The 23,617-nt window shown below is 62.2% G+C and carries 20 protein-coding genes and 2 pseudogenes; 5 read left to right on the top strand and 17 right to left on the bottom strand.

Going from position 1 to position 23,617, the window contains the following annotated elements:
- Window positions 1-28 precede the first annotated feature (28 nt).
- Genes IHQ71_RS02250 through IHQ71_RS02225 form a run of 6 tightly spaced genes read right to left on the bottom strand, consistent with a single transcriptional unit; the run spans window position 29 to window position 5,229 of the window.
- Complete coding sequence (locus IHQ71_RS02250) at window positions 29-661, bottom strand: 2-dehydro-3-deoxy-6-phosphogalactonate aldolase (RefSeq protein ID WP_258160271.1); 633 nt, start codon at window positions 659-661, stop codon at window positions 29-31.
- On the bottom strand, window positions 661-1,599 hold the full coding sequence (locus IHQ71_RS02245) for a 2-dehydro-3-deoxygalactonokinase (RefSeq protein ID WP_258163009.1): 939 nt from the start codon (window positions 1,597-1,599) through the stop codon (window positions 661-663). Before IHQ71_RS02245 ends, IHQ71_RS02250 begins: the two co-directional genes overlap by 1 nt.
- Before the next feature lie 11 nt (window positions 1,600-1,610).
- The gene (locus IHQ71_RS02240) at window positions 1,611-2,486 is read right to left on the bottom strand and encodes an SMP-30/gluconolactonase/LRE family protein (protein WP_258160270.1); all 876 of its coding nucleotides are present in this window, start codon (window positions 2,484-2,486) and stop codon (window positions 1,611-1,613) included.
- 23 nt (window positions 2,487-2,509) lie between these two features.
- Window positions 2,510-3,286 carry an SDR family oxidoreductase gene (locus tag IHQ71_RS02235; RefSeq protein ID WP_258160269.1) on the bottom strand — a complete coding sequence of 259 codons (777 nt, stop codon included), beginning with the start codon at window positions 3,284-3,286 and terminating at the stop codon, window positions 2,510-2,512.
- A gap of 4 nt (window positions 3,287-3,290) precedes the next feature.
- Window positions 3,291-4,439, bottom strand: a complete 1,149-nt coding sequence (gene dgoD / locus IHQ71_RS02230) for a galactonate dehydratase (RefSeq protein ID WP_258160268.1) — start codon at window positions 4,437-4,439, stop codon at window positions 3,291-3,293.
- Between the two features lie 37 nt (window positions 4,440-4,476).
- Window positions 4,477-5,229, bottom strand: a complete 753-nt coding sequence (locus IHQ71_RS02225; protein ID WP_258160267.1) for a FadR/GntR family transcriptional regulator — start codon at window positions 5,227-5,229, stop codon at window positions 4,477-4,479.
- A gap of 206 nt (window positions 5,230-5,435) precedes the next feature.
- Between IHQ71_RS02225 and IHQ71_RS02220 the strand changes: the two genes are divergently transcribed.
- From IHQ71_RS02220 to araH, 3 genes are all read left to right on the top strand, one after another.
- Entirely contained in the window at window positions 5,436-6,419 is a 984-nt protein-coding gene (locus IHQ71_RS02220) for an arabinose ABC transporter substrate-binding protein (protein WP_258160266.1), read from the top strand.
- Between the two features lie 69 nt (window positions 6,420-6,488).
- Window positions 6,489-7,994: an L-arabinose ABC transporter ATP-binding protein AraG gene (araG, locus tag IHQ71_RS02215; RefSeq protein WP_258160265.1), complete on the top strand. Its 1,506-nt coding sequence runs from the start codon at window positions 6,489-6,491 to the stop codon at window positions 7,992-7,994.
- Between the two features lie 10 nt (window positions 7,995-8,004).
- Window positions 8,005-8,955: an L-arabinose ABC transporter permease AraH gene (araH, locus tag IHQ71_RS02210; protein ID WP_258160264.1), complete on the top strand. Its 951-nt coding sequence runs from the start codon at window positions 8,005-8,007 to the stop codon at window positions 8,953-8,955.
- Between the two features lie 7 nt (window positions 8,956-8,962).
- Here araH and nagA read toward each other — a convergent pair whose 3' ends face one another.
- The 9 genes from nagA to IHQ71_RS02165 all read right to left on the bottom strand — a co-directional run bounded on the left by nagA (window position 8,963) and on the right by IHQ71_RS02165 (window position 20,475).
- A complete protein-coding gene (gene nagA, locus IHQ71_RS02205) occupies window positions 8,963-10,144 on the bottom strand; it encodes an N-acetylglucosamine-6-phosphate deacetylase (protein ID WP_258160263.1) in 1,182 nt (393 codons plus the stop codon).
- Window positions 10,141-11,433, bottom strand: coding sequence for a class II D-tagatose-bisphosphate aldolase, non-catalytic subunit (locus IHQ71_RS02200; protein ID WP_258160262.1), 1,293 nt, complete (start codon window positions 11,431-11,433; stop codon window positions 10,141-10,143). Before IHQ71_RS02200 ends, nagA begins: the two co-directional genes overlap by 4 nt.
- A 1-nt stretch (window position 11,434) precedes the next feature.
- Window positions 11,435-13,474: an ROK family protein gene (locus IHQ71_RS02195; RefSeq protein ID WP_258160261.1), complete on the bottom strand. Its 2,040-nt coding sequence runs from the start codon at window positions 13,472-13,474 to the stop codon at window positions 11,435-11,437.
- Window positions 13,471-14,346, bottom strand: coding sequence for a DeoR/GlpR family DNA-binding transcription regulator (locus IHQ71_RS02190; protein ID WP_258160260.1), 876 nt, complete (start codon window positions 14,344-14,346; stop codon window positions 13,471-13,473). Before IHQ71_RS02190 ends, IHQ71_RS02195 begins: the two co-directional genes overlap by 4 nt.
- 31 nt (window positions 14,347-14,377) lie before the next feature.
- A complete protein-coding gene (locus IHQ71_RS02185; protein WP_258160259.1) occupies window positions 14,378-15,466 on the bottom strand; it encodes an ABC transporter ATP-binding protein in 1,089 nt (362 codons plus the stop codon).
- A gap of 2 nt (window positions 15,467-15,468) precedes the next feature.
- Window positions 15,469-17,496 carry a DUF5107 domain-containing protein gene (locus tag IHQ71_RS02180; protein WP_258160258.1) on the bottom strand — a complete coding sequence of 676 codons (2,028 nt, stop codon included), beginning with the start codon at window positions 17,494-17,496 and terminating at the stop codon, window positions 15,469-15,471.
- Complete coding sequence (locus IHQ71_RS02175; protein ID WP_258160257.1) at window positions 17,493-18,338, bottom strand: carbohydrate ABC transporter permease; 846 nt, start codon at window positions 18,336-18,338, stop codon at window positions 17,493-17,495. Before IHQ71_RS02175 ends, IHQ71_RS02180 begins: the two co-directional genes overlap by 4 nt.
- Before the next feature lie 2 nt (window positions 18,339-18,340).
- Window positions 18,341-19,225 (bottom strand): carbohydrate ABC transporter permease, encoded by an 885-nt coding sequence (locus IHQ71_RS02170; RefSeq protein ID WP_258160256.1) that lies wholly within the window; start codon window positions 19,223-19,225, stop codon window positions 18,341-18,343.
- Between the two features lie 86 nt (window positions 19,226-19,311).
- Entirely contained in the window at window positions 19,312-20,475 is a 1,164-nt protein-coding gene (locus IHQ71_RS02165) for an ABC transporter substrate-binding protein (protein ID WP_258163008.1), read from the bottom strand.
- A 272-nt stretch (window positions 20,476-20,747) separates the two neighbouring features.
- On the opposite strand from IHQ71_RS02165, the pseudogene IHQ71_RS31995 reads away from it, so the two are divergent.
- Window positions 20,748-20,843, top strand: a pseudogene (locus tag IHQ71_RS31995) (IS630 family transposase); the annotation flags it as partial.
- A gap of 19 nt (window positions 20,844-20,862) precedes the next feature.
- On the opposite strand, the pseudogene IHQ71_RS02160 reads toward IHQ71_RS31995, so the two are convergent.
- A pseudogene (locus IHQ71_RS02160) lies at window positions 20,863-21,080 on the bottom strand (hypothetical protein); the annotation flags it as partial.
- 294 nt (window positions 21,081-21,374) lie between these two features.
- On the opposite strand from IHQ71_RS02160, the gene IHQ71_RS02155 reads away from it, so the two are divergent.
- Window positions 21,375-21,596 (top strand): hypothetical protein, encoded by a 222-nt coding sequence (locus IHQ71_RS02155; protein ID WP_258160255.1) that lies wholly within the window; start codon window positions 21,375-21,377, stop codon window positions 21,594-21,596.
- Window positions 21,597-22,118: 522 nt separating this feature from the next.
- Here IHQ71_RS02155 and IHQ71_RS02150 read toward each other — a convergent pair.
- Window positions 22,119-23,600, bottom strand: coding sequence for an amidohydrolase family protein (locus IHQ71_RS02150; RefSeq protein ID WP_258160254.1), 1,482 nt, complete (start codon window positions 23,598-23,600; stop codon window positions 22,119-22,121).
- Between the last annotated feature and the right edge of the window lie 17 nt (window positions 23,601-23,617).

Raw genomic sequence — 23,617 nt, 5'->3', positions numbered from 1 at the left:
TCGCCTGCCGGCCAGTTTCCCTTAGAGTTCAATCAAAGAAGCATCTTTCGTAAGCTTCGATGGCAATCCTCGCACGTTGAGCCACCTCGGCCGCGCTCATGCCGGGCTTGTAGATGCTCGACCCGAGGCCGAAAGCCTTGATGCCGCCTTTGGCATAGTCGGCAAAATTCTCGTCCGACACGCCGCCCACCGCCGCGATCATCAGGTCGGCCGGCAGCACGGCGCGGATGGCGTTGATGCCGGAGACGCCGAGTGCGCTTGCCGGGAAGAACTTGAGACCGGTGACGCCGGCGCGAGCGGCCGCGAGCGCTTCGGTCGGCGTGAACACGCCGGGCAGCGTCACCATGCCTTTGGAGACTGCATGCGACAGAACCGGAACATCGACATTCGGACTGACGAACAGTCGCCCGCCCGCCTGTTCCAGCCGGTCCACGTCCTCGATGGTGAGCACGGTACCGGCGCCGATCAACGCATCCGCCGGCGCCATTTTCGCGGCGATCTCGATCGACTTGAACGGCTCGGGAGAATTCAGCGGGATTTCGATCGCCCGCAGGCCAGCTTCGAGCAGCGCCTCGATGATCGCCGGTGTTTCCTCGGGCTTCAGCCCGCGCAGGATTGCGACAAGCGGGTATTTCATCGGTGGAAATGGTATGCGGGACATCAGTTGCCGGATCCTTCGTCGCTTGGCCAGATTTCGCGCGCGGCCTGGGAGAGGCCGCGGCGCACCGCCTCGTCTGCATCGATTGTCGTGGATTTCAGTCCGAGCCTGTGGAATGCCGCCTCGTAGAGGCCGCGCAGCTTGCCCGATGCGACCAGGATGACCGGCGTGTCCTTCGGCGCGGATTTCAGCGCGCCGGCAAGCTCCAGCCCGATCATCATGCCCGACAGCGTGGCTTCCGCATCTGTCGGCGACAGCGAGAACAATAGCCCGCGTGCGCGGATCGAGAACAGCCGGTTGGTCGCCAGTTCCGGCTCCTTATGGGCGATATGAAGCGCCGACAGGAACGCGGGATGGCCGCCATCAAAGCCTGCTGCATCTTTGACGGCATGCTGCAGGATGGATTGCTTCGTGATGACGTCGAACAGTTCGCCGGTCATGAAGGTCGAGAAGCCCAGCACTTCGTGGCGCACCACGCGCACCCATTTCGAGTGCGTGCCCGGCATGGCGATCAGGCAGTCGCTGTTCTTCATGCTCTCGGCACAGCCGAGCAATTGCGTTTCCTCGCCCCGCATCACGTCGGCGGCGTTGATATCGCGCTGGGCGAGGCCGGGCAGGATGCGGATGTCGCGGCTTATGCCGGGAACGCTCACTGCCTTGCTGGAAATGTCGGAAAGTCTGGCCGGCACGTCGATATAGCCCGCCTCGACCCAGCCCTGCTTGGCGCCCACCATGCCGCACATGATGACCGGCGCATCAACCGCCGCGCCGACCTCGGCCAGATGCTTGTCCAGCACGGCGGAGAACCCGGTCTCCCGCGCCGTCGTCATGCCCTCGCGCGACCGGCTTTCGCCAAGGATCGCGCCATCGTCACCGATCAGCCAGAGGCGGAAACTCGTCGTGCCCCAATCGACGGCGGCATAGCGGGGTCGGGACTTCATGCTCATCAACATCATCCTGCAAAGCGCGTTTCCGGCAGGCCACGAACCCCGGCATCGATCGCAAAGAGACCACCGGCCTGGGGTTGTCCCTTGAGATCGTCCGCCGTGGCGTCCCAGATCGCCGTCGTGACGTAGAGGGTTGACAGATCAGGCCCGCCGAACATGCAACTGCTGGGTCTGGCAACAGGCAGGTGAACCTCGCGGTCCAATTGGCCATCGGGCGTGAAGCGCGACACCTTCCAGCCGTCCCACATCGCGATCCAGATACAACCTTCCTCGTCGATCGTGCCGCCGTCCGGACCATATCCGAGCCCTGTCATGTCAACGAAGATCTGCCTGTTGGACAGGGCCCCGGCCGTTGAATCGTAGTCGAAGGTGAAGACCTGTTTGTCCAACGTGTCGGCAAACCAGAAATGGTCATCGGTCCGGGACCATACGAAGCAGTTGGAAATGCCTATGTCGCCGAGCACCTTGGTCAGCGTGAGATCGGGATCGAGCCGGTAGAGCGCAGCCGTATGACCGGCGAGGCTATCATCCATGGTACCGGCCCAGAAACGGCCGTTGCGATCGACCTTGCCCTCATTGAACCGGTTGCCCGGCAGGTGCGCTTCGGGCCGGGCAATCCAGTCGATCTTCATGGTGTCGAGGTCGAGAAAGGCGAGGCCGGACGCAAAAGCCACCACCAGCCCGCCCTTCTCGCGGAGAGCAAAGCTCGCGATGCGTTCCGGCATGTCCCAGATATCAACCATACCTGTGGTGGGCGTCAGCCGGTGCAGACGCTTGCCTTCGATATCCACCCAATAGAGAGCCTGCTCGGCCACGTCCCAGAGCGGCACTTCACCGAGCACGTTGGCGCAATCCACCACGCATCTTATGTCCGCCTGCATTCCGCTCTCCCTCGCCGGGCCCTTCAGGCCGGGTGCTGCTGAACACTTAGGCCACCATCAATGGTGAGGCAGGTGGCATTCATGAATGGGCATTCGTCCGAGATCATGAATACGGCGGCAAGAGCGATTTCCTCGGGGGTCGCGATCCGCCCGCCCGGATGGAGCTTCATCGTTTCAGTCTCGGCTGCCACGGGGTCGGGGAAGCTGTTCCAATAATCGATCGCCTTCTGGGTGGCGACATAGCCGGGTGCAATAGCATTCACGCGCACGCCCCTGGCCGCATATTCGAGACCCAGCGCCTTGGTCATTCCGAGAAGCGCGTGCTTTGCCAGGGGGTAGGGAAAGGTATGCGGAATGATCGTGAAGGCATGCGTCGATGCGATATTGAGGATCGCACCGTGGCCTTGCTCTGTCATGCCGGGCAGAACGGCCTTGCAGCAATTCCAGGCGCCCTTGAGGTTGATGTCGAAGCAGCGGTCCCAGTCTTCGTCGCTGGTCTGGAGCGGCTCGGAGAACACGTTGACGCCAGCGTTGTTGATCAGCGCGTTGATGGGACCAATCTTCGATGAAGCGTCTGCCACCGCCTGCTCGATCGCAGTGGCATCCGTGATGTCGGCCACCCGATACCCAAGATTTGCCCCCATTGACCTCAATTCATTCCCGACTGTGCTCAGCAGCGCCTCATCGCGGTCGATAAGATAGACGCTTGCATTCTCGGCGAGGCACCCCCGCGCGATGGCCAGACCAATGCCTTGCGCCGCACCGGTTATGAATATTCTCTTGCCCGTCAAGCGCCCCATGAGGTCACCACTCCGCGACCGAACCGTCGGCGTGCCGCCAGACCGGGTTGCGCCAGCGGTGTCCTTCCTTGGCCCGTTCGATGACATAGGCCTCGTCCACCTCGACGCCCAGCCCGGGCCCTTGCGGTATCGACACAAAGCCGTCCTCGTACTTGAACACCTCCTTGTTGGAGATGTAGTCGAGGATGTCGTTTGCTTCGTTGTAGTGGATCCCCAGGCTTTGTTCCTGGATAAAGGCATTGTGGCTGACGGCGTCGATCTGAAGGCAGGCGGCGAGCGCTATGGGCCCGAGTGGGCAATGCGGGGCCAGTGCCACATCGTACGCTTCCGCCATGGCCGCGATCTTGCGGCATTCGGTGATCCCGCCGGCATGGCTGAGATCGGGCTGGATGATGTCGACAAACCCGTCGGCCAGCACGCTCTTGAAATCCCAGCGCGAATAGAGCCGCTCGCCGAGTGCGATCGGCGTCGAACAATGGTTGGCGATTTCCCTGAGCGCTTCCCGGTTTTCCGACAGCACCGGCTCTTCGATAAACATCAGGTTATAGGGCTGCAGTTCCTTGGCGAGCACCTTGGCCATGGGGCGATGGACGCGGCCATGGAAGTCGACGCCGATGCCGATGTCGGAGCCAATCGCCTCGCGGATCGTCGCGATGGTCTCGACGGCCTTCTCCACCTTGCTCCAGCTGTCGACGATCTGCATCTCCTCGCAGCCATTGAGCTTGATCGCCTTGAAGCCGTGGGCGACGACATCGCGGGCATTGTTGGCGACATCGGATGGGCGGTCGCCGCCGATCCAGCTATAGACCTTGATCCGGTCGCGGCACTGGCCGCCGAGCAGAGCATGAACGGGCTGGCCATATGCCTTGCCCTTGATGTCCCAGAGCGCCTGGTCGATGCCTGCGATTGCCGACATGTGGATCGCGCCGCCGCGATAGAAACCACCGCGATACATAACCTGCCAATGGTCCTCGATCAGCAGCGGGTCCTTGCCGACCAGGTAATCGGCCAGTTCATGCACGGCCGCCTCGACGGTGAGCGCGCGGCCTTCGACGACCGGTTCGCCCCAGCCCACGATGCCCTCGTCCGTCTCGATCTTCAGGAACATCCACCGCGGCGGAACGATATAGGTGGTGAGCTTTGTGATTTTCATGCGAATGGGGTCTCAATCTTGGAAAATAATCTTGAAATCAAACGGATCGGCCAAGCGCTTTCTCAGCCGCCTCCAGATCGCGTGCGGCCAGGTCGAGCATGGCGTTGGAGCAATACCGGGCGCGCGCGCCATCGCGGAGCCTGAGTGCTTCCACGAGTTCGCCGTGGATGGCGACTGCATCGTCCCGATTTTCGACTGCCACGTTGGAAGCACGCAGCGTGTGATGGAGGGCGGCGTGAATGGCGCTCGAGAGCCGGCGAAAGACCTGATTGTGGCTGGCATTGAGCAGCACGGTATGAAATCGGACGTCAGCTTCGGTGAAGCGGTCGGGATCGTCGCTCGAATCCCGCATGTCGATCCATGCGCGTTCAAGATCGGCGATCTCCTGCGTACTGGCCCGCGCCGACGCCAGTTCGGCGGCGGCAGGTTCGATCGTCCGGCGCGCCTCGAGAATGCAGCCGAGCAGATCGAACTCGGTCAGATGCGGACCCATCCATTGCAGCACGTCGGCGTCGAGGATGTTCCACTCATCCCGGTCGCAGACGGTCGTGCCGATGCGCGGCTTGCCGCGCACGATGCCCTTCGATTCGAGTATTTTCAGGGATTCTCGGATCACGGTGCGGCTGACGCCATGCTCCTGGCAGAGATCGTGCTCGCGCGGCAGCGCGGATCCGACGGGATAACGATCGGAGAAAATATCCTGCGCGATGGCGACCGTCACATTGCGCCGAACGCGCGGACGCCGCTCCACCTTTCGCGACTCTTCCTGCAAACTCTCGCCAGCTTCCAACGCTTTCCTCCGCTATGCCCGCATGGTCCCGAGCACGTCATAGTGCAATTCGGCACCGGACGCGACGTACCTCTTCCATGTCTCGTCGCGTCCTTCCAGACCGTTCTAGTTCAATCATCATACAAAGGCAATTGACTGGTACGATGATTTATCTTAATTGATCATACGCTGCCTGGGAGGCAGCCGTCAAATCTAGGGAGAGAGACATGCGCTCGTTCAAAGCCGCCATCCTGGCAGGCACATTCGCCATCATGGCTGCCACCAACGTTTTCGCCGCAGACGTCAAGATCGGCTTCATCGTCAAGCAACCGGAAGAGCCTTGGTTCCAGGACGAATGGAAATTCGCCGAACAGGCCGGCAAGGAAAAGGGCTTCACGGTCGTCAAGATCGGCGCCGAAGACGGTGAGAAGGTACAGTCCGCCATCGACAACCTCGGGGCCCAGGGCGTGCAGGGCTTCATCATCTGCACCCCGGACGTCAAGCTGGGGCCCGGTATTGTCGCCAAGGCGGAAGCCAACGGGCTCAAGCTGATGACGGTTGACGATCGCCTCGTCGATGCCAGCGGCAATGCGCTCGAAGATGTCGCTCATATGGGCATTTCCGCCACCAAGATCGGCGAGACCGTTGGCCAGGCGATCGCCGAGGAAATCAAGAAGCGCGGCTGGGACATGAAGCAGGTCGGCGCGATCCGCGTCTCCTACGACTCACTGCCGACTGCCGTCGACCGCGTCGAAGGCGCCATCGCCGCGCTGAAGGCAGCCGGCTTCCCGGCCGAGAACATCTATGACGCGCCGCAGGCGAAAACCGATACCGAAGCAGCGCTGAACGCTTCCACCACCGTGCTCAACAAGCATGCCGATGTAAAATACTGGATCGCCTTCGGACTGAATGACGAAGCCGTTCTCGGCGCCGTGCGCGCCTCCGAGTCGGTCGGCATTCCTGCGTCGAACTTCATCGGCGTCGGCATCGGCGGTGCGGACTCGGCGATCAACGAGTTCAAGAAGGCCGATGCGACCGGCTTCTTCGGCACCGTCATCATCTCGCCGAAGCGCCATGGCTACGAGACCGCGCTCAACATGTATGAATGGGTCGCCAACAGCAAGGAGCCGGAAAAGCTGATCCTGACATCCGGCGCGCTTGCGCTCCGCGGCGACTATGAAAAGGTCCGCAAGGACCTCGGCATCGAGTAATCATCCTCCCGGACAACTTGCCCGGCGGCGCCTGTGCGCGCCGCCGGGCGGTCCATGATTGGAGCAACGATGGCGTTCCTCGAATTTTCCAATATCTCAAAGAGCTATCCCGGTGTGCAGGCGCTGAAGGACATATCCTTCGCGGTGGACAAAGGCGCCGTTCACGGGCTGATGGGCGAGAATGGTGCCGGCAAGTCGACGCTGATCCGCGTCCTCTCCGGAGACCAGTCGAGCGATACCGGCACGATCGTAATTGACGGCACTGAGCAGAAATACGGCTCGGTTCGCGATGCCTTCAATGCCGGCGTCATCGTCATCCATCAGGAACTGCAACTGGTTCCGGAGTTGACGGTCGCAGAAAACCTCTGGCTCGGACGTTTTCCCGCTAGAGCCGGCGTCATCGATGGCGGCACGCTGGTCGATACGGTCCGCGCGCGCTTCGCGGATATCGGCATCGACATCGACCCCACTGCAAAAGTTTCCTCGCTTTCGATCGGTGAGCGGCAGATGGTGGAAATCGCCAAGGCCGTCATGCTGGACGCCCGCGTCATCGCGCTCGACGAACCCACATCCTCCCTCTCGTCCCGCGAAAGCGAAATCCTCTTCGCGCTGATCGGCAGGCTCAAGGCACGCGGCACCGTCATCATCTACGTCTCGCATCGCCTCGACGAAGTGTTCGCCCTCTGCGACAGCCTGACGGTTCTGCGCGACGGCAAGCTTGCGGCCCATCACCCGGATGTCAAAAAGATCACGCGCGATCAGGTCATCGCCGAGATGGTCGGCCGCGAGATCGCCAATATCTGGGGCTGGAAACCACGGCCGCTCGGCGAGAAGCGCCTCGTGGTCGAAAACGTCTCGGGCACACGGCTCCGCAATCCCATCGGCTTTTCCGTCCGTCAGGGTGAAATCCTTGGATTTTTCGGCCTGATCGGCGCCGGCCGCAGCGAGATGGCGCGACTTCTATATGGAGCCGACAATCGCCATACCGGCAGCGTCACGATCGATGGCGTGGCCGTGAAACCCGGCGATCCCGCCGCCTCGATCCGGGCCGGCATGGTGCTCTGTCCCGAGGACCGCAAGTTCGACGGCGTCATCCAGGGGCGCTCGATCGAGGAAAACATCACCATCTCCTCGCGTCGCCACTTCTCGCCCTTCGGTCTGCTGAACAGCAAGCAGGAAGCTTCGGTCGCGGATCAGTTCATCGCCAAGCTTCGCGTGCGAACCCCTTCGCGCAAGCAGGATATCATCAACCTCTCCGGCGGCAACCAGCAGAAGGTCATCCTCGGCCGCTGGCTGTCCGAACAGGGAATCAAGGTGCTGGTGATCGACGAACCGACCCGCGGCATCGACGTCGGCGCGAAGTCCGAAATCTACGAGATTCTGTACGACCTGGCCGCAAGCGGCATGGCAATCGTCGTCATCTCGAGCGAGTTGCCTGAAGTGATGGGCATTTCCGATCGCATCATCGTGATGTGCTCCGGCCACGTCTCCGCCGAAATCGAGCGCCCCGCCTTCGACGAACACACAATCCTCACGGCCGCTCTGCCGGACGAGAACTCCACCGGTACAGCATAGGAACGAAGCAATGAATGCCTTGAAAAAAGTCTTCCTCGGCGAGCAGGGGCTGGTGGTGATCTTCGCAGCTGCCTTCGTGATCGTCGCGCTCACGGTGCCGAACTTCCTGACCGAGCGCAATATGCTTGGCCTGCTGCAATCGGTCGTGACCATCGGCATCGTTGCCTGCACGATGATGTTCTGCCTGGCGTCGCGCGATTTCGATCTCTCGGTCGGCTCCACGGTGGCCTTTTCGGGCATGATCGCTGTCATGGCATCCAATGCCACCGGCTCGATCCTGCTCGGCCTCGTTGCGGCGATCGCCTGCGGCGGGATCGTCGGCGTGCTTAACGGTGTCGTCATTGCCCGTTTCAGAATCAATGCTCTCATTACGACACTCGCGACGATGCAGATCGTACGTGGTCTGGCACTCATTGCATCGGACGGCCGCGCCGTCGGCATCAACGATCCGGCCTTCTACCAGCTCGCTTTGTCGAAGTTTCTCACCATCCCGACACCGATCTGGGTCATGGGCGTGATGTTCATCGTCTTCGGTTTCGTGCTCAACCGCACCGTCTTCGGCAAGAATACGCTCGCCATCGGCGGCAATCCGGAGGCCTCGCGCCTGGCCGGCGTCAACGTCGTCAACATGCGGATTTGGATCTTCGCGCTGCAAGGCCTGGTCTGCGGCGTGGCTGGTATCCTGCTCGCCTCGCGCATCACGTCCGGCCAGCCGAATGCCGCGACCGGGCTTGAACTCTCGGTCATCTCCGCCTGCGTACTCGGCGGCGTGTCACTGGCCGGCGGCCGCGCTGCGATGACCGGCGTCATCGTCGGGGTGATGATCATGGGTATTGCCGAGAATGTCATGAACCTGCTCAACATCCAGGCCTTCTACCAGTATGTCGTCCGCGGCCTGATCCTTCTCGTCGCCGTGCTTCTCGACAACCTCCGCTCCTCCGCTGCCGGGCGGAGAAGCTGACACCCCGTCAAGCCGCCGAAGAGGAAATGATGGCGCCGGGAACCAGCGCCTCATCGAGGAGCACAATGTCTGCCTTGGCGCCCGCCCTAATGTAGCCGATCTCCTGATCGAGCCCCATCAGGCGGGCGGGATTGGCGGTTGCCATTTTCAGGGAATCTTCCAGCCCAATGCCGACGGCCTGCACCAACCGGCGCAGCGAAGAAGCCATGTCGATATGGACGCCGGCGAGCGAACCGATCCGGTTGACCAGCTTGCCGTCCTGGAGACGAATGGTCTCGCCCAGTAATTCGTATACCGGCGGACCGTTCCAAGTGGGCATGGCATCGGACACCAGCACCATGCGGTCGGCGACCGGACGCGAGCGGATCGCGAGCCTGAGCGTGGTGTCATCGACATGGTGACCGTCGGCGATGAAGCCGCAATAAATATCGCTGTCCAGCACCGCGCCGACGACGCCGGGCGAGCGCGACGTAATGGGCGTCATCGCATTATAGAGATGCGTTGCCGAGCGCGCACCCTCGGCGATTGCCGCACGCGCCGCGTCGAAATCGGCATCGGTGTGGCCGAGCGAAACAACGGCGCCCATGCGGCAAAGCCGGGCGATGGTTCCCGGCGGCACGCATTCGGGCGCCAGCGTCAGGAGAACCGGGAGGCCGGCCTCCCGCAGGCGGGCAACAGTCGCCACGGTCCGCTCGTCGAATGGGCGGATCAGATCGGGCCTGTGCGCGCCTTTACGGGCGATACTGATGTGCGGGCCTTCCAGATGAATGCCGACGATGCCGAAGCGGCGGTGCGTGGCGATGGCGGCATCGGCGCCCTGGTCCATCCTGTCGGCAACATCGGTAATCAGGGTAGGCAGCCAGGAGGTGGTCCCGGTCGATCGATGCGCGGCGGCGATCGTCGCCAGTCCGTCCAATGACGGGTCGGCGTTGAACAGCACCCCGCCGCCGCCATTGATCTGGGTGTCGAAGAATCCGGGAACTGCGAGCCTGCTTGTTCGCCAGACCGGCGCGCCGTCCCGACCGGCCGCTTCCGCCGAGACCACCGAAACCACCCGTCTGTCCGTAATTCGGATCGCCCTGCTGTCCGTCAGGCCTTCTCCGTCAAACAGCCGGCGCGGAACGAGCCACCAGTCGCGTGTCGTTGCTAAGTCGAACGGCGCAGCCTCGATGTGACCGTCCGGTTTCATGCCGCCCTTCCGTAGCAGGCAAAATAGGGAACAAGTGCCTCTTGGATCTGAGCATAGATGAGCGCCCTCGCCTTGTCCGGTGTGCTTTGTCCGAGGGTCTCGGCCCGCGCGAGCACGGGTGCCGCGAAATATTGTTCCAGCAGCGGCCGGGGCATATCCCGAGACTTCAGGCTGCCTAACAAGGCGTCGACGGCGGCCTGTGCGCGCGTCTGCGTCCAGTAATAGCGTATCCGGTCGGCATAGCTAAAATGCCGCAGCAGCCGCAGCCGGTCCTCGTCGCCCTGGTAATGCTTCGTCCAGTTGCCGGGCGCTTCCAGCATAAGCGCCTCCATCACGTCCGAGACAGTGGTGCGGTCGGAGGCGGCCGCGGCCCAACCCGCTACGGCATCGAGCGCGTAAATGGCCTGCCGGTAGGCATAAGTCAGCGCCGGGCCGACCTTGAGCACGGCAAAGTGCCGTTCCGCGAGATCGGGATAGACCGCCGGAAGCTGGTAGTCGGTCGAGTGCGCCTCGAACGCGAGACCCTGATGGCCGGCGAGCACCGGCGAAAGTTGGTCCGATGTGGCAAGGTCGAAGCGATGCACATGGTCGGGCGCGAATTCAAGTCCGGGCTGGACGACCAGGCCGACCGCTCGCCTCCAGGCGCTGTCGCCAAGGCCAAGCCCTGCGAACGCTGCGCGATGGGCCTCGATGGTGGCGCGGGCGCTGGCCGGTGCCGTCGGCGTGATCGCGGCTTCCCCCTGTTCTACGCGGGCGCCTCCGGGCGGCGGAACCTCGGTGCCGAACATGTAGCTCAGCGCGTCTGGATTGCGCGCGGCGTCCTCGCAGACACGGGCGAGCTCGGCGGCACGGGCGGCGCTGACCATATCGCCCACTTGCGCGGGCTCTCCCAGGCAGCCTTCCGAGCAGTCGAGATGGATCTTAGTGAAACCAGCCGACACGTAGGCCGCGACAAGTGTCCGCGCCTTGGCCATGGCGCTTTCGGCCGGCTCGTTTCGCCACGCCTGTGGGCCCAGGTGGTCGCCGCCGAAACGCACGCGGGACGGATCGACGCCATGCGCCACGCAGACCCCGTTGACGAAGGCAATGAAGTCCGCCGGCCGCATGCCGGTATAGCCGCCGAACTGGTTGACCTGATTGCTCGTCGCCTCGATCAGCAGCGGCACGTCCCATTCCTCGGCCAGCAGCACCGATGCCGCGACGACATCGGGATGTGCGGAGCACACTGATGGCATGGCTTCGCCGGAGCCCGCAAGATTGCGGGCTATGAGGTCTCGCAATTCCTTCATCTCAACCGATCTCCATACCGCTTGCCAGCATGGCGGCACCGCGCACGCCGCTGGCGTCGCCAAACCTGGCCACTGTGAAGCGAGGACTGCGCACGACAGGCAGTCTCACTTCGGTGAATGCCTGCTCAAGCTGGCCAGCGATGCCGGCAATGCGCGAGAGACCTCCCCCGAGAACGACGCAATCGGCATCGATCGTCAGCTGGACCGTGTGGATGAGTTCGGCCAATAGCGAGAGCCAGACGTCGAAAACCCGCGCGAGCACGGGATCCTGTGCCAGAGCGCCCGCCGCGATCGCCTCGGGTTCGACCTTGCGCTCACCCACCGCTTCGGCGATGCGTGTCATGCCGGGACCAGACACCAGCGTTTCATAGCAGCCGGTGCGGCCACAGCCGCAGCGCAGCAGCGGCAGCGCTTGGCGCTCAAGAAGGGCCGCCGGAATGCCGATGTGCCCGACCTCTCCCGGCAGGCCGTTCAGCCCCGTCTGCAGGCGTCCATCGACACAGACACCGCCGCCAACCCCCGTTCCGAGGATCAAGCCGAAGACGGTGCGATATCCGGCGCCCGCGCCGCCGTTGGCCTCGGAGAGCGCGAAGCATTTGCAATCGTTCTCGACGGGCGTCGGGCGGCCAAGCCGCGCCGCGAGGTCTGCGCTGAGCGGGTGGCCGGTGGCCGCGAGGTTCGAGGTCAGCGACTTGCCGCTCCGTTTGTCGATCAGGCCCGGCAGGCCGATACCGAGCGAGAGCGGCCCGCCGGCACGCTGCGCAAGCCATTCGGCTTCCGCCGCCAGGCAATCCAGTAGCCCGTCATAGCTCCGGGCGGTTTCGATCCGCCGCTTCTCCAGCAGGTTCAGATCGGCATCGAACAGGCAACTTTCAATCTTTGAACCGCCAAGATCGATACCGCCATAGAGCTTTCGTTCAGTCTCCAGCGGATAGAGCTTCACGCCGGCGACCACGCGCGTCAGGTTGCCGGCCGAAAAGGGGTTGTCTACCTCGATGCCAAGGCCGTCCGACCATGCAACGGCGAGCATCTGGCCTGTGATGACGTAGAGCACCGCATCCCAGGCGTCACCGGCCACGGCGGGCACGGCGATGTCGGGACCGGTCGAGGCCTCGCCGATCCGGGTGAGCACGACAGCGCCGAACTGGGTCGCAATTTCAGCAGCGAGATCCTCGTCATAGCGGCGGGTGTGGGGATCGGACGAGAGAAAGACGAAGACCCGCGTGCTGTCGTCGACAATCGCCTTCGGACCATGGCGGAAGCCGAGCGAGGAATCCCACGAGGTCGGAACCTGGCCCGCAGCGAGTTCCAGGACCTTCAGCGCGCATTCCCGCGCCGCGCCGGTGAGCGGTCCCGAGCCGAGGAACACCGCGCGGCCGGGTGCGGACACGGTTTCCAAGCGCTCAAATTCGCGCGCGATGATCGTTTCGGCGGCGTCGGCGAGGCGCGCGAACAGCGCGCCGACGCCCTCGGCCGGCTGATCGAAGCAGGCGAGCGCACTCAGCAGCATCGTCGTGTAGCTCGACGTCATGGCAAAGCCGCGATCGTCGGTTTCGGGGGGCAGCACGATCGTGCGCAATTCGCCCTCGCCTTCCGGCTTTGCCCGCCCGAGAGCACTGTCGCCGTTGCAGGTGATATGGAGGCGGTCATATTGCGGTGCATGGGCGGCAAGCAGGTCGAGCACGCCGATCGTCTCGGAACTATTGCCGCTGCGGCCGAAGGATACGACCAGCGCCCGTACGCCCGGTCGAATATAGCTCTTCGGCGAGGCGACGAGATCGGTCGTCGGGATCGCCCTGAACCGCGCCGGCCCCGGACGTCGGTTGAGATGGCTTGCCAGCGTTTCACCGATGAAGGCGGAGGTTCCCGCACCGCAGAACCAGACCTCCTCATGCTGCCGCAGCGCGAGCCATGCGGCGATTTCGGCGGCGATCGGCTCGAGGCGCGGGCCGAAGCTGCGCCACACAGCGGGCTGCTGACGGATTTCCTGCGTCGTCGCCCAGCGATCGATGTTCAACTTCTTGGTAGTCTGGACCGTCATGGCTGGTCTCCGCCGTGGGGATCTATCCGGTGGACGGTCACGCCGCCCGCACTGAGCTGCTCGGCAATCTCGTCGGACAGGCCAGTGTCGGTGACAATCGTGTGGATGCGATCGATCTCGCAGAACCGGTGCAGAGCGGGCGTGCGGAATTTTGTCGAGTCGGCGAGCACGACGACGCGCTGGCTGACATTGATCATCGCCGTGTTCTGGTGTGCTTCGTCGATATTGTAAGTGCTGAGCCCCAAGAGCGGATCAATCGAATCGGCGCCGAGATAGAGCGTGTCGAAGCGCATGTTGGCAAGCGTACTCTCGACCAGTCGTCCCGAGACGGAGTTGGACTCGAAGCGGATAGCGCCAGCGGGCAACATGACAGTGTGCTGTGGGGCGCCGCGCAGGGTTTCGACCACATTGAGACCGGTCGTCATGATGACCATGGCCGGCGCCTCGCGCAGGCGAGAGGCAAACAGCTGTGTGGTGGAGCCGGAATCAACGATGATGGACCGATCGGTTCCGGCCAGCGCGGCCGCGAAGCGTGCGATCGCCTTCTTCTGGTCGAGGTTCATCACCGCCTTGTCCGATACGCCCGGCTCGATGAAGGAACTCCCCGCGACCGGGGATTGGCGCGCCAGCGACATGGCAAGCGCGATGCGGAAATCGGGAACCCCCTTGAAGCCGTAATGGCGGCAAAACCGCACCACCGTCGGCTCGCTGACATTGCTCTCGCGCGCGATCTCCTGCAACGGCTTATGCATGAAGCGGTCTGGTGAGGCGATGATATAGGCGCCGATTCGCCGGAATGCCTTGTTGAGGTCCGGCATGTCTCGAGCGATCACGCCGACTAGCGACTCGCCGGGTTGATACGAAGTGTCCATCAGTGCTTTTTCCCGGTTATGCATTGGTCGTTCACGGTCGGCCTCCATGGCGCAGATTGAGGCCATCCGCATCGAACAGATGTAGCCGTTCGTCCGACATGCCGAAGCGGAGCCGATCGCCGGACTTGTGGCTGGACTGGCCGGTCAGCTTTGCAACAAGCGCCTGCTCATCGGCAAGGCGGCAATAGAGAAGCGTCTCGCCTCCCAACTGCTCCACCACGTCGATGACAGCCTCGAGCGGGCCGTCGGGATCGATCGACATGTCCTCAGGCCGCACGCCCAGTTCGACGGCCGTCGCTCCCTTCGCCGATGCCGGCATGTCGAGCGCCAGGCGACCGCCACCCGGCAGGCCGGCCTCAATCTTGCCGCCCACCTCCCGGACTTCCTCCAGCCGGATGAAGTTCATCGGCGGCTGGCCGAGGAAGCCTGCGACGAACTTGTTTGCCGGCTGGTTGAACAGCTCAAGCGGGGAGCCGACCTGTTCGATGACCCCGGCGCGCATCACCACGATCCGGTCGGCGAGTGTCATGGCCTCGACCTGGTCGTGCGTGACATAGATCATGGTATTGCCGAGCGCCGCATGGAGCTTCGCAAGTTCGACGCGCATTTCGGCGCGCAGCGACGCATCGAGATTCGAAAGCGGTTCGTCGAACAGGAATATCCGCGGATTGCGCGCAAGTGCGCGGCCGATCGCAACACGCTGGCGCTGGCCGCCCGACAGTTCCTTCGGCTTGCGGGCGAGTAGTTGATCGAGCTTCAGAAGCCGGGCGACCTCCACCACACGTTTGTGTGCATCCGACTTCGGCGCGCCACCGATTTTCAGGCCAAAACCGATGTTCTCGGCAACCGTCATATGCGGATAGAGCGCGTAGGACTGGAACACCATCGAGATGCCCCGCTTGACGGGATCAGCCGCCGTCATATCGGCGCCATCGATCATCAGCTTGCCGCTGGTGATGGTTTCCAGTCCGGCGATGCAGCGCAACAGGGTGGATTTGCCGCAGCCGGAAGGCCCGACAAGGACGACGAACTCGCCGTCGCCGATCGAAAGCCGCGCGCCCTGGATGATCTCTATCGCGCCATAAGACTTGCGGATGTCTTGAAGTTCGACCTGCGCCATCGCTATGCGTCCTCGTTGTTGGCTTCGGCTTTCATGGCGAAATCCAGGTGTTTCGGGATCGGATTGGCCTTCAATGCCTCGGTCAACTCGGATTCTGTCGGGCCTCGGCCCAGCACGGCTGCGAGCCGGCCCGACTGCAATGCCGTCCAGAGTTCCGAGAGGAGCATTTCGCCTTCCCGTATCGTGGCGAACTCCGTCTGCAGTATCGTTGCAAGCGTCTCGGCGTCGCCGTTCCGAGCCGCGATCTTCGCCCGGACGAGCTTGATGCGCTCCAGGCCCGCGCAGTCCGCGCTCAAGCCCGCGAGAAACGCCGACAGCCGGTCAAATTCCTGGTTGCGCAACAGAAAATCTGCGATCTCTGAGGCCAGTTCGCGCGGCGCGCCACCGATTTCCCAGGCGGCGAGATAGTCCACGATCGCCGCTTCGGTTTCCGAGGCGACGATTGCTCGTTGCCGGTGGCCGAGCCAGGTCGGCCTGAGCGATACCGAGCGATCAAAAAGAGCGCGGGCATCCTCTGTCTTCTCCCGGTCGAGCGCGGCAATCCCGAGCAGAAGGCAATGCAGCCATGTCTCACCCTGCTGGCGCACGCTCTGTTCGATCTTCGCCACCCAGCGATCCGAGACGGCGAATTCGGCGGGAACGGAGGCGAGATTTTGCTCTGAGAATGCTCCGGCCGTGGCGAGCTCGTCCCAGCAATCGTTCTCGGTCACCACGCTGAAGTCCAGGCCATCAGCCAGCGGCCGGCCGCAGAGTTGCTCGTCGCGCCGCCCCCAGGCCGATCCGTGCGCCAATGCGCTTTGAATCGGATGTCTCGACACTTCGGTGAGGAAGACATCGATGTCAGTCAGTTCGGCTTTGTCAAAGCGCCGGGCAACGAGGTCGCCCGCGGCTCTCGTCGCCGCACCATACTCGTCATGCACCAGCGACGGATCGACACTGATCGCGCCATAGGCTTCGGTCCAATGGATTTCCGAGCGCGCCTCGAGCCGGAAGCGCTGGTTCTGGGTCGGCGTAATTCCGCTCTGGATCTCGATGTAGTCGCCGTCTCCCGGGCGTGATAGAAAATCCATCCACTGCCGGCCGCCGGCCCCTTCGCCGAAATAGAAGAGCTTGCGTCCGCGCATGGCAGGGGTCGCCGTTTGTCCCAAGCCCACGCCTGCGCGGTCGAGAGCGGCCATGAACAATCGGTCGCTGTCGGGCGCGCGGAAAAAGATGGATGTCGCGTCGCGCCAATTGCCCGGATAGGATCCGTCGAACCGGTCGGGATCGGGTAGCGGAAAGCGTTCGAGCTGATTTCCCGGCAACACATGCTCGATCACATAGTCGGCCGGACTGAGAACGCGCATGCCTTCGGCGGCAGGCGCCGCGACGGTCGTCCACCAATAGGCGTGCTTCACCTGATCGTCGGCATTGACGATGCGGCCATGGACAAACAGACGATCGCTGCCCTCGGGCAGGAAAAGATCGATCTGCCAGGTGGCCTCGATGACGCGGTCATACTCATAGACGCGCAGGACCGGTCCCCGTGCGGTTTCGATGACACCGCAAAACACCGGCAGGCAGGTGGACGGCGAGTGGCCGGGAACCAGCCCGTTCCACTCGATGCCACCGGAGAACCAGGCATTGGTCGAGCCAAGATTCGCCGGCTGGAAAACAGGGTTGCAAAACACAAGGTCCCGCCCCAGCCGCTCGTCGCGCATCGACATCAGCCGGCCACCCAATTGCGGTGCGACCGTCAGCGTCAGGCAGCCGTTCGACATTTCAATCAGCGGCATCTCGCCGGGCGCTTGTGACCGGTCGTAGTCCTCCACGACCTGGTATGGGAGGATGGAATCATGGCCCCACTGGAAGGCGTGCGCACTCTCCTCCACGGACAGTCCGCGATCGGGCGGCGTATCCTTTCGCAATATCGGCTGCTGGAAGGCGAACCGCGGCAGCTGGCTGGGTGAACCAAGCCGGGACATCGGCAGTGTGCGGGTAACACGCGCAATTCTGGTCATCGAGGCCTCGAGGGGCTTAAGGGTGGTCATTTGACGCCTCCCATCGTGATACCGCTGATCATCTTCTCCGACAGGATGACGAACAGGAGGATGGTGGGCAGCATGACGATGGTGACCCCGGCGAAAAGGCTTGCCCAATCGCCACCGGAATACTGCATCGAGGTGATCAGCGAATAGATGCCGAGGGAGAGCGTGCGGTTTTCCGGACTGTTGATGAGCACGAGCGACAGCTGATACTCGTTCCACAAACCAACGAAATTGAGGATCGCCACCGTCGCCACGCCTGGCGCCGCAAGCGGCAGCATCACATGCCGGAACACCTGAAAATCCGTACAGCCGTCGATGATGGCGGCCGATTCCAGCTCGGAGGGCAAGGAGGAAAAGAACCCTTCGAGCACGTAGATCGTGAACGGGATCGACAGCGCGACATAGACGATGGTCAATCCCGTCAACGTGTCGGCCAGTCGCATGGACGCCATGATGACAAAAAGCGGCACGAAGAGCAGCGGGATGGGCACGCCCATGCCGAATGCAAAGACGTTCGACAGGGTTTGCCGGCCTCTGAACCGCCCGCGGCTGAGCACATAGGCGGCGGGAACCGACACGACCAGCAACGCAAAGACCGAAACCGAAACGACCAGCAGGCTGTTCAGGAAGTAGTCGCCGAAGCGGCTCGAGACCCAAGTCTTGACGTAGTTGCCCCATTGCGGATCGAGGGGCAGGCTCCATGGCTTGCCAAACAATTCGCGGTTGCGCTTGAGGGACGCAATGATGATCCAGACAACGAAAAAGACCGAGAAGGCGGACCAGCCGCCAACGGCGATATAGGCAAACGCTCGTTTCAGCGGCCGGGGAAAGATTGCTTCCATCATGTTCAGAATTCCACTTTTTCGCGACGGAAGACGAGGCGCAGGAAAACCACGGTGACGATGGTCAAAACGAACAATATAACGCCGATCGCGGTGGCGTAGCCAAGTGCGTAGACCGGCTCGCGCTGTCCGAAGCCCATGATGTAGAGATAGATCGCAGGCGTATAGAGGCTCTGATTGATGTTGGGGCCGCCGAAGGCGTAGGGGAACTCGACGATCTTGATCGCCTGTATGGCCCACAGCACCAAGGTGATGAGCACGACGTCCCAGATCATCGGCAAGGTGACAAGCCGGAAAATCTGCCAGTTGCTCGCCCCTTCCAGGCGCGCCGCCTCATACATGTCGGCCGGAACCTTGTCGGCGCCGGCCAGGATCAGGATCGTGAAGAAGCCGGCGGAAATCCATACCAGGCCGACCATCATCGAATAAAAGATATTCTCGGGGGCAGTCCATGTCACGGATGCAAGCCGATCCAGACCGAGCGCCTTGAAGAAGTTGGACAGCAGGCCATATCGCGGCGTGAAGACGAACGACCAGAATGTGGTGATCGCGACCACGGCAATGATATTGGGCAGGAAAATCAGCGCCCGGAACAGCTTCTTGCCCCAAAGGCCGGAATTGAGCAGCATGGTGAAGAGGAATGCCAGGCCGAATGTCGCCACTCCACCGACGAAGAGGATGAGGGCCATATTGCCAAGTGACCGCCAGAAGATGGAATCGTGCCACAGCTTGGCATAGTTGCCGAAACCCACCCAGACCGGTTCGTTGCCGAAACCCGACGTCTGGTAAAAGCTGAGACAAAAGGCCTGGATCGCCGGAAGTACAAGGAAGCCCAGATAGAGCATCAGTGCAGGGGCGAGAAAGGCCACGACCATACGTCGCCGCATCATTGTGTTGTCCTCCCGTCGTTGCCGCGTTCCGGACGACCAGGCCGTCATGGATGGCGCCGGGCCACCCATGACGGCGATCGCTGGTGCTATTTGCCCGCCCAGTACGTCTTGGTCTGTGCGGCCATGGTCTCGACGAACTGCTCCGGCGTGATTTCACCAAGGAACATCTTGTTGAATTCCGGATTGAGAATCGTCGAGGCGAAGTCAGGATACGCGACGCTGAGCCCGCCTGCGAAGGGCGACAAGGCGGTCGCCTTGCTTGCCGATTCGTAAGCATCGCCGAGAACCGCAGGCCAGGCCACGCCCTTGCGCGTGACGCCAACGCCGCCGTCCGCAACGAGGATGTTCTGTGCTTCCTCACTCATGACGTATTTCAGGAAGTCCGCCGCCTCGGCAGCATTCGGCGCGTTCTTGAGGACCATGAACGAGAGGAGGCCGACCTCGATATCGGTCGCCTTGCCGACGCCACCTTCCACAGCGGGGAAATTGAAGGCACCCCACGGGAAGTCCTTGCCGGTGCTCTCCGCGAGTTCCGTCGGCAGCCAGGAACCGACCAGTTCGGCCAGCGTGTCGCCGAGCGCGATCGTCTGCTGGCCCGCCGGATACTGGAAGCCACGCGCATCTTCAGCAATGCAGCCGGCATCCCAAAGCCCGCGCGTTGCCTTTGCGGCGGCAAGCACGGCCGGATCCTTCCAGCCCTCGCCGGACTTGTCCTCAAAGATCTTCACCAGTTCGCCGCTACCCTTCGAACGCGAAAGATAGTGCGAGAAGTACAGGATATTGTAGAAGGCGACATTGCTTTCGATCACCAAGGCGTGCTTGCCGGCCTTTTTGGTCGCCTCGCACAGCTTGAGCAGGTCGCCGAACGTCTGCGGCACGGTGCCGCCGACTTCCTTGAGCATGTCCTTGCCGTACCAGAAATTCACCGTGTTGTAGACATAGGGCACCTGGTAGGTCTTGCCGCCCTCTGCAAACAGGTCGAGCACTCCGGGCAGGAAATCGCTTTTCACGTCGGCAAGCGATGCCGTCAGGTCGTAGCCGAGTCCTTCCTTCTGCAGGCCGCCGGCCAGTTGGTCGGCATCCTGGTCCATGAAGTCGATCGGAGTGCTGGCCTGCAACGCGGCGCGAAGCTTGGTCTGATTCTGCCTGCCGTTCCAGACGACCTTAAACGTCGTTTCCGGATGAGCCTTGGTATAGTTGTCCATGATTTTCCGCAGCGCGACCGCTTGCGGCTCAGGCTCGTTCCACATCGACCAAAACGTTAGTTCCGCCGCGGATGCCGGCCCGCCGATGAATGCAGCGCATGCGAGTAGCGACATACCCGCCCGCAAAGACAATGAACGCATATTTTTCCTCCCACTTTCAGCGCCGGCCCTCCCAACGCACGGCGTAGCTAATCGAGTTCAGGAAACTTTGCAACATATAATTTTTTGCTTTACTACTTTTATGTAGAAAAATTACGTAGAGCGCGCTCGTTTCAAGTGTTAGACCGGTTTGCAATTTATCCGGAACCGGCCATGAGGTTGCGGCGGCGCTGAAGGTTGCGCCGTCGAGCGCCATCAAATGGGCTAAAAGGCAACGCCGAACGGGCAGTGTTGCGCCGGATAAGATGGGCGGGTAACGTCATCTCTCTGATCCTAAGCCGCCGGTCTCACTGAGCGCGAAGTGCTAGGTATCGGCGTCATTGATTCAACATGTGCATCGATCCGCTGGAGAACGTTTTCTGCCAAAACTGCACGTTCTGGAGGACTCCACCAGGACGCGTAAACCCGCTAGACAATTTCGAAAACTGCCTTGAGAACTGCAGGCTCAGGGAGCCCTGCTCGTTGGCGAAGATCTTCCAGCGTTGAGCGGCTATGTCATGGTATGCGCCTTCGTATTTGCGTGAGGGTGTTAATTGCACTGAGAGCTGGCCGGGGATGAAGAAATACTATCATCGAGAAATCCTGGCGCAAATCCGGGGTGAACTCACAGCGGCGGCCATGGAAACTTGCTGCCGGATTTCGTTGCGACCTTCGCGGCTGCGGGCCCTATGCTGGTCGAACGGCGGAAACATCGCGAGCAAGAAGAACGCCTGCGGTAGATCGCCGAGCGGCGCGCTCCGAGGAGCCGCAACGGCGGAAAGAGGATAACACCCGCTGGCGCAACTTTGTCCAACTGGCGCAGCAGCGCCGTGACGGCGGATATCGCGCAAGCGTTCCTCAAGGCTATCCAGGCCGCTAAAATGCAGCCGGAGGCGGAGATCGACGGCAGGACCATTGCCGAGTGGATGGTATGGGCCGAACATCGACTCGAAGAGCTGGATCCGCTAAAACAGTGGAGTCGAGAGCATTTCACGACGCTTGCAGGCATAAACGGATGGTCTTCTTAGCGGACGCGTATAGCGGCGTTACGCGTGCATAAGAATGGCGAAAATGTGCACTCTGCAATCATTCGCAACCGGCCGAAGCACCTATACCCGGGGTGGCTCTCAGACGCTTGTGTGCCCCGCGCCTAATATGCACTGAATCTCCATCCTCTCAAGCCACCGATCGTGCTTACCGATACCTTTGCAGACAGCGCTGAGGACCGCCTGAGGCTGGCGCCGTTCCCAGTACCCGATCTGTAATTCCCTACAAGCGCGAAGAGAATTCCCTGTTTTGGAAATAGGGAATTCGTCAGGAATGCCTTGAAAGAGCTCACTAATTATCGTGGACGAAGCCGAGGCAGAGGCGACTTTCATTGAAATTTCCCTGTATTTTCCCCGAGAGCAGGGAATATGCCAGAAAGGAGACTTGTTCTCGCTGGACTGCCCCCACCACCAAATCTTCCCCAGACGAACCTCCTGAAATATTGCGCGCCAAAGAGACGCGACATTTCCGTCGGTTAGAGGACATGCGCTCGGCGCATGCCGTCACGCGATGTCAAGCAGGGGATATGTCGGCGGGAACATGTCTTCAAGCCTGGGATGCCCCCAGCTTCGCTCCGGATACTTTGCATACATCCGCTCGAACTGTGCCTGCGCTCGATGTCGGCCCGCCTCGACGTCAAATCCCGCGACTGCGCCGTCGCGCATCGAAAGCCGGCCATCGACGAAGACAGCACGCGTCACACGACCGGTCGCACCAAATATCAGTGACTGCACGGGATCAACGGTCGGCGCGAAGCGGGGGTCGCTAAGGTCGAAGATCGCGATATCCGCCTTCGAGCCGGGCTGCAGTCGACCGAGATCGGGGCGCCCCAATGCATCGGCGCCTGATATCGTGGCAGCGTCGAAGATTTCCGACGTGGCTATACCCTTGACCCCACCTTCCGCGATTCTCCCGGTCATCAGGCCGACCGCCATGTTGAGCACCATGTCGGGCGGAGCCGTATCCGTGCCCATGCCGATCCGGATGCCGAGATCGCGGCAACGGCGGAACGAACGCAGTATCCCGCCATCACGGGCGAAGACCAGCGGGCAGTGGGCAATCGTGACCCCATGCGCGGCATACAGTTCCAGATCTTCCGGCTCCGCCTCGACCGCGTGCGGTGCGATCAGCCGATCGTTGAGAAGGTCGTGCCGAGCAAGCCATTGCGGCGCGGTCATGCCGTGCAGCTTTGCCATGATCCGGCGCTCCATCTTGCCCTGCGCCATATGCAGCCGGACCGGCAGTCCCATCTCCGCCGACGCAGCCATGGTCCGTTTCAGCAGGGTAAGCGTACTGGTCTCAACGCGGTCCGGAGCCAGCATGGCCTGTACGAGACCCTGGTGCCGCCCGGCGATACGGCCGGCGAAGGCGAGAGCATCCTCCAATCCGCGCAGGCCACGCGCCTCATCGAAGATCGGCTCCAGCACATCGGGCGCTTCGCAAACAATGCCGCCGGAGCGATAGGCGGGACCGAGGTAGACGCGCAGGCCCAGCTCTCCGGCGGCTTCCGCAGCCGCTTCGAATTCGGCGACGGTTTCGCCCCATTCGCGATAGAAGAGCGAGGCAATGGGCAGCGCGGTGGTGATGCCGTTGAGCAGGAGCTGGCTGAAGGCAAAGCGCTTCTGGAAGGCCAGTTCCTCGGGCGAATACATTTCATAGGGCCCGCGCTCGACGTAAGCGCGGGGCCAGACGCGGCCGGTGGCCCAGCCGGGACCGTAATCGACCGTCAACAGCGTGGTGTCGAGGTCGGACAGGGCATCGAGATCAACGAAACCCGGCGAGACCAGCATGTCCCCCAGTTCGATGCGGCGTGCAACTTCACCCGGAAAGCGCTCACCGACATAGAGCACCTCGGAGCCTTCGATGACGATCTCGCCGTCGCGCAGGAGATGATGACGTCCATTGGCGTGAGCCACGATCCAGCGCGCCGATAGCGCTGTTCGTCCGGCCGGACGGGTGCCGAGGGTGAGATCGGTCAAGTTCACGAGCGTCTCCTCAATGA

The sequence above is a fragment of the Rhizobium sp. TH2 genome (genome assembly GCF_024707525.1).
In the GTDB taxonomy this organism is placed as follows: Bacteria; Pseudomonadota; Alphaproteobacteria; order Rhizobiales; family Rhizobiaceae; genus Rhizobium_E.
The sequence above is the reverse complement of the archived record's forward strand: the minus strand, read 5'-3'. Positions and strand labels throughout refer to the sequence as shown.